The sequence below is a fragment of the Bacillus cereus group sp. Bce041 genome, assembly GCF_052646455.1.
Map to the genome: position 1 here is coordinate 1 of NZ_JBQXON010000036.1, position 12,065 is coordinate 12,065.

Here is a 12,065-nt window from a genome sequence, read left to right on the forward strand (position 1 = left end):
AAGTCACTTGACCATGAGGGGCACCCTCATGCAAACTCACCAGAGGTGGCCCCAGAAGGGCGGTTTTTGCCCGCTGGGGTTATCTTTGGGAGTTTGAGGGTGTAGAGGCTCGTGGTCAAGTGAACCGTGGAATAAAAAGTGTAGGACGGGACCCCAGAAAAGGGCAAAAACCAATGGAGTTATGGGAAATGAAAAGCAAAGATCTAGTAAAGGAAACAAACTGTTTTTTGTGATGAATAAAGATACATGTATAGTTAACATAACGTCCTATTATCGGTAGCAAATCTTTTCATAGAATCCTTGTCTATACAGGGATTCTTCTTTCTTTTCTAGTAAAATCGATATGCAAGATTTTATACATGGTTGATATAGAGGGAATTTGAGGGATCCTCCCTTTTCTTTTTTTGCATAAAATCTTGTATAAATAAAAAGATTTTGATGTGGGTATCGAGAAGTAATGAGTATTAGTGTTAAAATCGAAATGTATTTCGAAATTAATTCGATTTTAAAATCGGTTGTGATATCAGTTGTGAGTGAATTCCGATTTTGATTAAAATATTGATTTAATAATGTTTTATGAGTGAAAAATGTATTCCGTTTTTGGAGGAGGAATGAAATTTGGAATTAAAATCGGAAATGTATACACCGAAAATTGTTGCGGAACGTTTAGGGATGACTCCGGATTTATTAAAAGTATGGTCAAACGAATTTAATATACAAACGGAACGAAGCCCAGGTGGGCATCGTAGGTATTCTAAGGAAAATATAGAAGAATTAACAGCAATTAAAGAAAAAATACAGTTACAAAAGTGGTCTTATGATCAGGTTCGAGCATGGCGGAATGGGGAACTTGATTCATTTGTTTCAAAAGAAGAAAAATCGGAATTAGAAAAGAAATTGGATGAAGTTTTAGAAAATCAGCAATTACAAAATCAATTCAATCAAGTACTTGTTCAAAAATTACAAGAAATTACGAATGAATTAGTTACGACAAAAGAACATTTGGTTAATACAGAGAAAAAATTAATGGAAGTTGAAAGCAAAAATAGTGAACTAGAAGTTTTTATAGAGAAGAAGTTAGAAAAACGAGATCAATTATTGCTTGAAAATATTAGAGTTATGCAAAAGCAAAATCAGAAACAAAAACGGAAAGGTTTTTTCGGTTTGTTTAAAAATTAAATGTAGTTGCTATTCTTAATAAGGTTCTAATGTCGGAAAAAGAAGAATAGAAATATAGCATACATATAATAAGGGAATGCAGTATAGATCAGTTTACAAGCATTCCCTTGTTCTATGTATGTTTTTAATGAAAATTATTTGTTTTTACATTTTTTGTATATAAAATGTTTGTTTTATGATATATTAATCATTGGATTATTATATCTAGATTTAGGGTTTTTGGTGAGGAGAATTACGTGTGAAGAAAATATTTGTGTTTAGTCTTTTTGTTATTTTGTTATTTGGTGTTATTTTTTTAGTTATGAATAAAAATAAGGAAGAAGTTCCAGTAAAAGAGTATTATAAAAATAAAATTTCACAAGAACAGTTACAACAAGATATTTTAGATAAAAAAGAGAAGATTATTTATTATTATCAAACCCACTGTTCTCATTGTGCTAAGGTTTCACCAATCGTTATACCTATGGCAAAAGAAATGAAAATTGACATGCAGGTTATGAACTTAGAAGAATATGATTCAGCTTGGGATCAATTTAAAATTAAAGGAACACCTACAATTATTCATTATAAAGATGGAAAAGAATTAAATAGGATTGAAGGAGAACAATCGGAAGAGGATTTTGAGAGTTGGTTTCGGAAGAATAAATAAATAGATTTTATGAGATTAGAAAATTTGTTTTATTACTTTTATATCTAGATATTTTCTTAAAAGAAACTTGTTATTTAAGTTTCTTTTATTTTTATTAATATTTAATTTTATAAGGGGTTTTCAATATGAATAGTCAAAAAAGAAAAGAAAACTTATTGTTTATTGCATGGTGTGTTTCTTTTATTTCTACATTGGGTAGTTTATATTTTTCTGAAATTATGAAGTTTATTCCTTGTACTTTATGTTGGTATCAGAGAATTTTTATGTATCCTTTAGTTTTATTATTAGGTGTTGCTGTTATAAAAAAGGATTATAGTATTTCAAGATATTCATTAATATTTGGGATTATAGGTTCTTGTTTTTCTTTATATCATTATTTGATACAAAAGATTGTTTTCTTTTCAGAAAGAGCTGTTTCTTGTGGACGTGTACCGTGTACTGGTGAATATATAAATTGGTTAGGTTTTATTACAATTCCTTTTTTAGCTTTAATTGGATTTATTACGATTAGTATTTGTAGTTTGATTTTATTGAGAATTTCTAAAGAGTATTATTGATGTTTTTTGATATTTAATTTGTTATGTTTTTTATATTGAGTGATATAGTACTGAAAATATTAGATTTTTGTAAGGTAAATAAAAATTATGGATTAAAATATGAAGAATTATTTATAACTTTAATAGAAAAAAATAACTAATTTTATAAATATAAAAAATAAAACTAACTATTTTTTTAGAGCATAGTTAGTTTTGTTTTTTTTATATTTATTATATAATCGTTATATTTATATATAATTATAATATGAATATAAATTATAATTATTATTTTGAGGTAATTTTGAAAGCTATTTTTTTCTATTCTTCGTACATCATGTAACAGCTTGCTCTTGCATTAGTTCTAGGAGCATAATATTTATCACAAAATGCATGTTTTTGAGCATTTCCTGATGCGCCACCCCACCCGGCAATTTCTCCCATTTTACCCCAGAAGCCTCCGCCATTAATTTCAAGTTCTTGATTTGTTAAAGTTTCAAGATTTTTGTTTAATTCGTTAGTATTCATTTAGAAACACTCCTTTTTTTTAATATATAGGTTCTTTGTTTAGAAAATGTTTTTGATAGTTTTAATAGTTATTTAAAAAAAAAGATGGCTTAAAGACCATCTTTTTTTTACTGTTCGTACATACTATAGCAGTTAGCTCTTGCATTAGTTCTAGGAGCATAATATTTATCGCAAAATGCATGTTTTTGAGCATTTGATGATGCTCCACCATAGCCGACAAATTCTCCTACTTTACCCCAGAAGCCTCCGCCATTAATTTCAAGTTCTTGATTTGTTAAAGTTTCAAGATTTTTGTTTAATTTGTTAGTATTCACTTTAGAAAACCTCCTTTTTTAATATATAGATTTTTAGATTTTAAGTTTAGTAAATATTACTGTTTATTCCCATGGTGCTGGTCCATCATTGTAATAGTTAGACCATCCTTTATAGTATCCAGCTGTGAAATCAGCTAGGTTTTTTACCCAGTTTCCGCCGTCTACTTCTAGAATTTCTTCTTGTGTTAATTCTTCTAGATTTTCTAATTTGATTTCCATTATGTCCCCTCCTTATTTAAATGGATTATTTAGCTTTGGAATCGCTGTCATGTAATTATTATACAATAATATATTTTTTTGTCTATAATTTCCTTGTAATTTTTTTCAAATAATAATAAAATTATTAAATTATTTATATAATGGGATTCATCTTTATTAAGAAAGTAGGTATTACTTTGGTATTAAAAAAATTTGAATGTATTAAGCAACATGATTTACAGGATTGTGGCCCAGCATGTTTAGCTATGATTTCACGTCATTATAGTTCGGATATATCAATTTCTAAAATTCGTGAAATTGCGGGAACTGATTTACAAGGGACAAATATTAAAGGATTGTTGGAAGCGTCTACAAAATTAGGGTTTGATAGTAAAGGTGTTAGGGCTAAGAGTCCTGAGGTATTAGAAGAAATACCTTTACCAGCTATTGCACATGTAATTGACAACGGTTTATTACATTATGTAGTTATTTATAAAGTGAAAAAAAATAAAGTCTATATTGCAGATCCTGCAAAAGGGAATATTGTATTTAGTTTGGAAGATTTTTGTGAGATTTGGAAAGGTATTTTAGTTTTAGTTTGTCCTAATGAAAATTTTAATAAATCCGATTATTCTAGTGGTAAATTGTCTCGTTTTACATCTTTATTAAAATCTCAAATTCACTTACTTGTTCCTATGTTTATTGCTTCTATTTTCTTAAATGGGTTTAGTATGTTAGGTGCATTTTATTTTAAATTTTTAATTGATGATATTGTTGCAAATCAGTTATTACAAACTTTACATATAGTTTCAATAGGTATTGTTATTTTATATGTATTTAAGGTATTACTATCATATTTTAGAACTCATTTGATTTTATATTTTAGTAGGAGAATCGATATACAGTTAATGTTGGGGTATTATCGACATGTTATTGGTTTACCTATGAATTTTTTTGAAACAAGAAAAGTTGGTGAAATTATTTCTCGCTTTACGGATGCTAGTAAAGTTAGAGATGCTTTATCTAATACTACAATTACATTAATGATTGATAGCTTAATGGTAATTTTAGGTTCTGTTTTGCTTTATTTACATAATTCTGTTTTGTTTGGTGTAACCCTTTTATTAATCCCGTTTTATGTTCTTGTTATTTTAGGATTTCATAAATCTTATGAAAATATTAATAGAGAGCAAATGGAAAGTAATGCAAAGTTAATGTCTTATATAGTGGAGTCATTAAATGGTGTTGGTACTATAAAATCATATAATGCTGAAAAAGAAGTAATCTTTGAAATGGAAAAACGTTTTGTAAGTTTACTTCGTCATTTTTTTAAAAATGGTATGATTTCTAATTTACAAGGAACTATTAAAATTGCTATTGAATTAATTGGTGGAGTAATTATTTTATGGGTAGGTGCTAACCAGGTATTAAAGGGAAATATGTCAATTGGTGAGTTAATTACTTATAATGCACTTTTGGTATATTTCTTGAATCCTATTCAGAATTTAATTGGTATTCAACCGATGATGCAATCAGCTATTGTGGCGGCAGAAAGGTTAAATGATATTTTTGATTTAGAATTAGAAAAATCGAAGGATGAAGAGAGAAAGGTATTTCCAAATCGTCTTTCTGGGAAGATTGATTTTGAGAATGTAACATTTAAATATGGTACGAGGAATAATGTTTTAAATAATATTAGTTTTTCAATTTCCCCTGGTAGTCAAGTAGCTTTTGTTGGTGAAAGTGGTTCTGGTAAAACAACTATTTCAAAGTTATTAATGAATTATTACTCAGCTCAGCAGGGGAATATTTATTATGATGATTATCATATTAAAGAAATTAGTAAAACAGCATTACGTAAACAAATTGCATATGTATCACAGGAGTCCTTTTTCTTTAGTGGTTCCATTTATGACAATTTACAATTTGGTCTAGAACGTAAGGTTAGTTTTGAAGAATTAATTCATGTATGTAAATTAGCTTGTGCTCATGATTTTATTAGTGAATTACCATTACGATATGAAACATTATTAGAGGAGAATGCGTCTAATTTATCTGGAGGACAAAAACAAAGATTAGCTATTGCACGTGCGTTATTGAAAAATCCAGATATTTTGATTTTAGATGAGGCAACAAGTAATTTAGATTCTACAACGGAGAAAAAAATTACTGATATGCTTAGAGATTTAGGAAGTAAGGAAATCACAGTTATTATGATTGCGCATCGATTAAGTACAGTTCAACATGCTAGTAAAATTTTTGTCATGAGAAAAGGAAATATTATTGAAGAAGGTTCTCATGAGGAATTATTACTTCAAAAGGGTGATTATTATGGTCTATGGAAAAATCAAACTGTACATGTAGATCATATAAAATCACAATCTTATGCAATGTGGGGAAATAAAGATGAATAAAATTTATTCTTTTGAGCAATTAACAGATAGTGTGGAGTTATTAGAACGAAAACCACCTCGTTTTATTATATGGTTTTTATCTGGACTTATTTTATTGTTTGTTATTTTTGTTGTTTGGGCTTATTTTGGAAAGGTTGATATTGTAAGTAAAGGAACAGTAATCATACAGAATAAATTTGAATCTAGTCTAGTTCGAAGTAAAAACAAGGGAATATTAGATAATATTTTGGTTAAGTCGGGTGATTTTGTAAAAACAGGAGATGTTTTGTTTCAAATAAAAGAGGAAAATGAAAATGTTTTTGTAAAAGCATCAATGGATGGAGAAGTTCAGTTTAATTCTACTATTCAATCTGGTGATTTAATTGAATCTGGACAAGAGATTTTGGCTATTGTACCAAAAAACCTTGAGAAAAGAGCTCGTATAATTTTATCTCCTCAAGATAGAAAAAATATCAAAAAGGGTGATAAGATAATTTATTCTTTTAATACAGAAAGAATAGATAAATATATAGGGGAAATTGTATATATTGCGGCGGAACCTGTTTATAACAAAGAATTTAAATCCTATATGTATGAATTAGAAGCAACGATTGATTCTAACAATGATGAATTATATGCAGGAATGATGGGACAAGGTTCAGTGTTAATTGGATCAGAACCAATTTGGAAGTTTTTGTTAAAGAAAATGATTTGATTTTTAAATCAATGAGGATTGTTAATTAAGATTAGGAGAGGTTTTTTAGTATGAAAAAAAATATATTTGTTATGACGTTTGTGATTTTTTGTAGTTTATTTTGTTTTTCTTTTAATAGTTATGCTGAATTGAATAATATTTCATTAAATAGAAGTGATGATATATCTATTATTTTTGAAAGTGAGAATAATATTGATAAAATAATAAGTAATATAAAAAGTAATAAATTGATTAATTGGAGTGTTAAGGATTTAAATCAATTATTAGATAAAGTAGATAAAGTAGATTTGAGTATAATGGAACGTGCTACTTTAAAAAGAGAGATAATAAGAGAATCAGGTTTTTCTAATTTTGATTTTAAGGGTACTAAGGCGGATGTTTTGGCATTTAAGGATTTAAAAATAGAGATAAAAGAAATTGATAAAGATTTAATTTTATATAGAAGAAGTAAATCTGGTGAACCAGATTCTAGGTATGGTCTTGGTTATTGGTGGAGTGATAAAAAGAGAAACATTGAAGAAACAAGAAATGAGTTAGCGGTATTAGAAGCTTGGGGTAATCCATTAAGTACAGAATATATAGTAGAAATACCAAAAGGAATTAGAGTTCTTACGGGAATTACTGCATCTCAAACTCAATTTCAAAATGGTACAGATATAGTTCAGGAATATAGGGAAGGTGGAGGAGTACAATATTGGATAAATAAAGTTAGTGTTAGCTGGTTAAAATAAGTAAATTTGATTGGAGAAACAATGAATCATGATCAAAAGTTTATAAACTTAATTTTAGATTGTGAGTATATTATCAAACAAAATATATCTCATGATTTTGAGGATATTAACAGATATAATATATTATTAAATGAACTTAGAGGATTAATTGAAACAGTGAAAAAAAAACGTTTAAATAATAAGTTATATTATTTATCGATTACACAAATGATTGATAAAAGTGATCCAGATGAAGTTATTACTGCTGTTTTAAAACTTAATGAGTTTTATTGTAAGTATTATCAAAAACTGTAGTTTTTGATAATACTTATTTTATAAATATATTTATAAAAGTGGATAACATATAAGTTCTTATAAGTTTATGATAGAATAAAAAATAGCAAAAAAACCCTCGAAGTTTGGCGACAGAAAGGGTTTTTGCTTAAGGTGATAGAGGTTGAGAAATCAAACTCTTAATTATTAATTTTATTTAATGATATTTTATCATTAGAGTTTGTTTTCCTCAACCATTAAGGAGAGGAAAAAATGAGTAAAATTGTAAATATTGATAGTTCAGAACAAAAAGCAAGGTTAAATGAAAATAAGGTTGAGGATTTTTTAGAACAAGCTAATATAGGTTTATCAACTGAACAACAACAATTGTTATTACAGATTTTACATAGTACAACAGGCGATGATTATTTTATTGGTAAAAAGAAAAAACGAACTGATGGGGTGAAGTTCGTGCAAATGATTACAGAGAATATTGATTATTTGTGTGAGATTGGCTATTTAACTCAACCAGAGAAAGCTTTTTTATTTGAGCTTTCACGGTTCTTGGAATTTAAATCAAATGTTATTATTGAAAAAAATGATGATGAAATTAAGCCATATGCGGCTTCTCCAAGTTATTTAGCAAAAAAATTAGGGAAAACAAGAACGTCTATTTCTAAAATTATGAATGATTTACTAGTTAAAGGAATTTTAGGAGTTGCGGAATCTGGGGTAACAACTGAAGATGGAAGATCTTGTTCCTCCCGTACTTGGTTTGTTAATCCTAATATACTATGTAATGCACCAAAAGATGATATTGATAGAGCTACACAACAAATATTTGCAAAATCATTAAGAAATATTCAATGTGAAGGAAGTAAAAAGAAGCATAAATTGCCAATATATTTATTTTGAAAAAGTGTAATTTAACTATTGCACTTTTTTTTTTTGCTGATCTTTCCAAAAAATAGGTGTTAATTTTTTTTAACACAGGTGTTAAAAAAAATTAACACCCCGAACACTTTAAACCCTTGATATTACTGGTTTTTTATATTTTCCTTATCTCACTCTATATATATAGTTAAAATTTCATAAAAAGCATGTATTATTTTTAAATAAAATATATTAAACAAACCTTTGAAATTTCAATAAATAGTAGTATAAGAATATTCTTCATTTATTAATTTAATGTAGAATCAGTATAAAAATGTAATTTGATGTTATGTGAGTTTTTAAAGGGGTTTATTTTATGAAAGAGTATTTTAATTTAGAACAAGCTGAAAAAAAAGCAAGATTAAGAGATATTGAAAACTCAAAGATATTGTCAGAGGAAGAAATGCAATTAGTAAATATACTTCAAGCAAAAGCTAGTGCAAAAGGAATGAAATTAGTTCCTGAACGTAAAATAAAAAATAAAGCAAAGTTTGTTCAAATTATTCAACAAAACATTCAATATTTATTTGAAATTGATTATTTAACAAATGCTGAAAAAGTATTTTTATTAGATATCTCAATGTGTGTAGGTTTTTTAAGTAATTGCTTGGTTAGTGATATTAATTCTAAAGAGCAAATCCCATTAACTCAGCGGGAATTAGCTAAAAAAATTGGAAGACATGAAACAAAAGTTAGTCCATTGATTAGAAAATTAATAGATAAAGGTATTATAGCTCGTTCAGAAAGTGGTATTGATAATAATAATGTTAGAGCATACGCTTTATTTATAAATCCTCATATAATGTTTTCTGGTAATAGAGATGACGTTAATCCAACACTTAAAACAATGTTTAGAAAAGTACCACAACAACTTAAAAATTTACCTATTAAATTATTTTAAATCTACTTTAATTAGTAGATTTTTTTTTATTCATTTCGTACTTACCGTTTTTGGTAAGTTTACTTACCAAAAACGGTAAGTACGAAAAATCTTGAAACCCTTGATATTAATGGGTTTTTTCTACTTTCTTATGTTTGTCCCTTCTTACTCTATATAGAAATGGCTAAAAGTTCCGCAAGGAACAGGTAGTATTTTTAAGGAAACCCATCTTAAAAATCTCCACCTTTGCTAGAAAAAAGTCGCCTCGTCAATCCTCGGCTAAAGTCGAAGACTTTTCTTTTTTCTAACATCCTTGCCAAACTTTTTTTGGCTCGTTTGCTTTCATCGCCAAGCCGATAAACTCAAAAGTAGGATTTAGGCATATCGGCTTGAGCTATTCATTATACGAGCCAAACCGCTTGATCTAACGTTCCCTAATTAGTTCTTACTTTATTTTTAGATACGCAATATGTGGGGTCTCCCCACACCCCGGCCAGCCTCTACCTCAAAAGTAGGGAGAAGACCAAAAATCACTTACGATAAGTAAGTGATTACTGTGGAAGTGGTTTTTCTCTTTGAGATTCGTAGGAATCGTTGAAATTTAAACGTCTAAATAGATTTGTATTTCGGATTTTGATGTTTTTTGGATTAATCATAGATTGCCAAGGTTGTAAGTTCTTTTTATTTTTTCTAAGTTTAGTAATTCTACTAATAACATTGTTTAATTCACGTTCATGATCTTGATTCATCAGAATAAAAGTAAAGCTTGTTATCACTGTTGGGAAACAAATTTTTAATAAAAATTCAATATGATAGATATCAGAGATTAGATTGTTAATCGTGATATAAGATGTTCCTGGTATTGGGATAATATTTGCTACGATTCGTAAGGATTCTTTTTGATCATTAATAAGTAATTTAAGAGAACAACGTGTAGTAAGGATTTTAAAGAGTTCATCGATAAATGTAATGAGTACATGAAGTTGAATTTCAGGTGTCTCTTCATTGATGAACCACAATCCCCTATTTTCTTGTTTTGTCTTTATGAGAAAGTCTGTTACAAATTCCATATCAAGATTTTTAGGTATTTTGTTATTTGGAAAGTATTCTCCAAAGTAACGTGTATCTTTTTCTTGTATTGGGTTAATTGGGAAAAAGGGTTCTGTATGTAATAGATAATAATGCTCGTGAGAGCAAAGTAATGCGGTTAATAATATTGGATCTGTATATTGTTTATTTAATTCTAGATAGTCTTCCATACGGGTAAAGTGACGGAAGAGTACATTTTCTCCTGGTGCAATTGGTAGCACCTTTTTTTCTTGGCCAAAATAATAGTAAGCTCGATAAGATAAATAAATATATTCCGCACCATAAAAGGATTTAGAACCAATTAACAGTTTATCTTCTAACTCTTTTAATTTTGCGTAACCAAGTGTTCTAGATTTATTTTTTTTTCCTTTTTGGTAGCCAAATAGGTCCAAGAATTGTGATTTTAACATGTAGGGCTGATGATGGAGCATAAATGTAAATAGATTATGATAATGCTTCATGATGAATAGATGTAATTCGTCATTTAATTTTCTTTTATGTGGATCTTCCTGAATTTCATGTAAGTTTAAGATATAGGGTGAATTAATATTATTCATAATTTCATGTACTGTATAAAAAGTAGGTGGAACGATAAATGTTGGTTGGATTGCCATGTTTTTTCCTCCTATAGCTGTTCATATCCAGATAAAAATGTCTTCGCAAATTCTTGTTTTTGTTGGATATCAATCTCTTTATAGTTACGCGTTGTTACCTCTATAGCAATATAACCACCATGCACTTCGCTATAGACGGCTCCATCGGGCGTTGGTTGGAATTTTCCTTGCGGATGGGACTCTACTATTCTTTTTTTAAAATCGTCGTATCTGGGGTCTTTCTGGGCTTCTAAATGCAATTGTTTTTCTGTTTTCCATGTTTCTCTTATTTCTTTCGGTAAAGAGATGTATTTTTCAGAGAGACGAATATCGTGTTTGGCGTTATTTATACCGGTTTTATATTGATATTCTTTTCCCTCTTTTTTAAACTTTTCTATTCCTTTTTCGCCTAAAACAATCTTGCCTGTGCGTTCTTCTAAATATTCGCTGTGACAAAGTTTTTTGAGGCGATCTCCTTTGATGTTATATTCTCTTTCCATTTGTTCTCTGGTAGCTGTTCCAGTTTTCCAAAGCATATCCATGCCTTCGATCTCTTTTGTTTTTAGAATTCTTATATGTTTTCGTGGCGCGGCCATAGGGATGTCTCCTGTCTTTGTTATATTCCTGTATTTGATTATTCGAGAATCCATAGCGAAGCTATGTGTCTTTGCCATGTGTACATTTACACATAGCCACATGGTTTGTTTTTTTTGCATTAAATAAACATTTGTTTAAAAATGTTTATTTAATTCCAATCAAAATGTGATGCGAAGCATGACATTTTGATCAAACAAATAAAAATGCCGGAAGGCAATTTTATTTGTCTTTTTCTAAGAAGCGTAAGCTGATTTAGAAAAAGAATCTGGACAGATGCAAAGTGTTCTGGCCAGGAAGTCCCGCAGGGCAAAATTCGCCTGAAGACCATTCACTCGGCTTGCCGAGCTTGTTTTTGGTTCAAGCGCAGCGAGAAGCAAAAATGAATGCGTCTGACCGCAGGCATGGAAAAGCGTTAGCTTTTTCATGCCAAGGCAGGCGGATTTTGCCCTGCTTGAGTCTTACAGGACATAGGACGGTAAGA

The 12,065-nt window shown here is 29.0% G+C and carries 14 protein-coding genes; 9 read left to right on the top strand and 5 right to left on the bottom strand.

Going from position 1 to position 12,065, the window contains the following annotated elements:
• The first annotated feature begins 618 nt into the window (after positions 1-618).
• From ACUN13_RS31735 to ACUN13_RS31745, 3 genes are all read left to right on the top strand, one after another.
• Positions 619-1,179, top strand: coding sequence for a MerR family transcriptional regulator (locus ACUN13_RS31735; protein WP_152127830.1), 561 nt, complete (start codon positions 619-621; stop codon positions 1,177-1,179).
• A gap of 238 nt (positions 1,180-1,417) precedes the next feature.
• Positions 1,418-1,828 (top strand): thioredoxin family protein, encoded by a 411-nt coding sequence (locus ACUN13_RS31740; protein WP_152127829.1) that lies wholly within the window; start codon positions 1,418-1,420, stop codon positions 1,826-1,828.
• A gap of 125 nt (positions 1,829-1,953) precedes the next feature.
• Complete coding sequence (locus tag ACUN13_RS31745) at positions 1,954-2,385, top strand: disulfide formation protein C (RefSeq protein WP_152127828.1); 432 nt, start codon at positions 1,954-1,956, stop codon at positions 2,383-2,385.
• Between the two features lie 297 nt (positions 2,386-2,682).
• Here ACUN13_RS31745 and ACUN13_RS31750 read toward each other — a convergent pair whose 3' ends face one another.
• From ACUN13_RS31750 to ACUN13_RS31760, 3 genes are all read right to left on the bottom strand, one after another.
• Entirely contained in the window at positions 2,683-2,889 is a 207-nt protein-coding gene (locus ACUN13_RS31750) for a hypothetical protein (RefSeq protein ID WP_097855886.1), read from the bottom strand.
• Positions 2,890-2,996: 107 nt separating this feature from the next.
• The gene (locus ACUN13_RS31755) at positions 2,997-3,203 is read right to left on the bottom strand and encodes a hypothetical protein (protein WP_152127827.1); all 207 of its coding nucleotides are present in this window, start codon (positions 3,201-3,203) and stop codon (positions 2,997-2,999) included.
• Between the two features lie 63 nt (positions 3,204-3,266).
• Positions 3,267-3,422 (bottom strand): hypothetical protein, encoded by a 156-nt coding sequence (locus tag ACUN13_RS31760; RefSeq protein WP_012263688.1) that lies wholly within the window; start codon positions 3,420-3,422, stop codon positions 3,267-3,269.
• 140 nt (positions 3,423-3,562) lie between these two features.
• Here ACUN13_RS31760 and ACUN13_RS31765 point away from each other — a divergent pair, with 140 nt between their 5' ends.
• From ACUN13_RS31765 to ACUN13_RS31790, 6 genes are all read left to right on the top strand, one after another.
• Positions 3,563-5,815 carry a peptidase domain-containing ABC transporter gene (locus ACUN13_RS31765; protein ID WP_445424194.1) on the top strand — a complete coding sequence of 751 codons (2,253 nt, stop codon included), beginning with the start codon at positions 3,563-3,565 and terminating at the stop codon, positions 5,813-5,815.
• Positions 5,808-6,509, top strand: a complete 702-nt coding sequence (locus tag ACUN13_RS31770; protein ID WP_152127825.1) for an HlyD family secretion protein — start codon at positions 5,808-5,810, stop codon at positions 6,507-6,509. The genes ACUN13_RS31765 and ACUN13_RS31770 overlap by 8 nt, the downstream gene beginning before the upstream one ends.
• Positions 6,510-6,559: 50 nt before the next feature.
• Entirely contained in the window at positions 6,560-7,240 is a 681-nt protein-coding gene (locus tag ACUN13_RS31775) for an autotransporter (protein ID WP_152127824.1), read from the top strand.
• Positions 7,241-7,261: 21 nt separating this feature from the next.
• A complete protein-coding gene (locus ACUN13_RS31780) occupies positions 7,262-7,534 on the top strand; it encodes a hypothetical protein (protein ID WP_012263698.1) in 273 nt (90 codons plus the stop codon).
• A gap of 231 nt (positions 7,535-7,765) precedes the next feature.
• Positions 7,766-8,407 carry a MarR family transcriptional regulator gene (locus ACUN13_RS31785; RefSeq protein WP_012263697.1) on the top strand — a complete coding sequence of 214 codons (642 nt, stop codon included), beginning with the start codon at positions 7,766-7,768 and terminating at the stop codon, positions 8,405-8,407.
• 334 nt (positions 8,408-8,741) lie between these two features.
• A complete protein-coding gene (locus ACUN13_RS31790) occupies positions 8,742-9,326 on the top strand; it encodes a MarR family transcriptional regulator (protein ID WP_445424195.1) in 585 nt (194 codons plus the stop codon).
• 530 nt (positions 9,327-9,856) lie between these two features.
• Here ACUN13_RS31790 and ACUN13_RS31795 read toward each other — a convergent pair.
• Together ACUN13_RS31795 and ACUN13_RS31800 are read right to left on the bottom strand one after the other, a co-directional pair.
• The gene (locus ACUN13_RS31795; protein WP_284489773.1) at positions 9,857-11,008 is read right to left on the bottom strand and encodes a hypothetical protein; all 1,152 of its coding nucleotides are present in this window, start codon (positions 11,006-11,008) and stop codon (positions 9,857-9,859) included.
• A gap of 11 nt (positions 11,009-11,019) precedes the next feature.
• Entirely contained in the window at positions 11,020-11,583 is a 564-nt protein-coding gene (locus tag ACUN13_RS31800; protein WP_098757953.1) for a hypothetical protein, read from the bottom strand.
• Positions 11,584-12,065: the final 482 nt, after the last annotated feature.

Coding starts and splice junctions, on each gene's coding strand:
- ACUN13_RS31745 (WP_152127828.1), top strand. CDS start 1,954: ATGAATAGTCAAAAAAGAAAAGAAAACTTATTGTTTATTGCATGGTGT.
- ACUN13_RS31750 (WP_097855886.1), bottom strand. CDS start 2,889: ATGAATACTAACGAATTAAACAAAAATCTTGAAACTTTAACAAATCAA.
- ACUN13_RS31760 (WP_012263688.1), bottom strand. CDS start 3,422: ATGGAAATCAAATTAGAAAATCTAGAAGAATTAACACAAGAAGAAATT.
- ACUN13_RS31765 (WP_445424194.1), top strand. CDS start 3,563: ATGGGATTCATCTTTATTAAGAAAGTAGGTATTACTTTGGTATTAAAA.
- ACUN13_RS31770 (WP_152127825.1), top strand. CDS start 5,808: ATGAATAAAATTTATTCTTTTGAGCAATTAACAGATAGTGTGGAGTTA.
- ACUN13_RS31775 (WP_152127824.1), top strand. CDS start 6,560: ATGAAAAAAAATATATTTGTTATGACGTTTGTGATTTTTTGTAGTTTA.
- ACUN13_RS31780 (WP_012263698.1), top strand. CDS start 7,262: ATGAATCATGATCAAAAGTTTATAAACTTAATTTTAGATTGTGAGTAT.
- ACUN13_RS31785 (WP_012263697.1), top strand. CDS start 7,766: ATGAGTAAAATTGTAAATATTGATAGTTCAGAACAAAAAGCAAGGTTA.
- ACUN13_RS31790 (WP_445424195.1), top strand. CDS start 8,742: ATGAAAGAGTATTTTAATTTAGAACAAGCTGAAAAAAAAGCAAGATTA.
- ACUN13_RS31795 (WP_284489773.1), bottom strand. CDS start 11,008: ATGGCAATCCAACCAACATTTATCGTTCCACCTACTTTTTATACAGTA.
- ACUN13_RS31800 (WP_098757953.1), bottom strand. CDS start 11,583: ATGGCCGCGCCACGAAAACATATAAGAATTCTAAAAACAAAAGAGATC.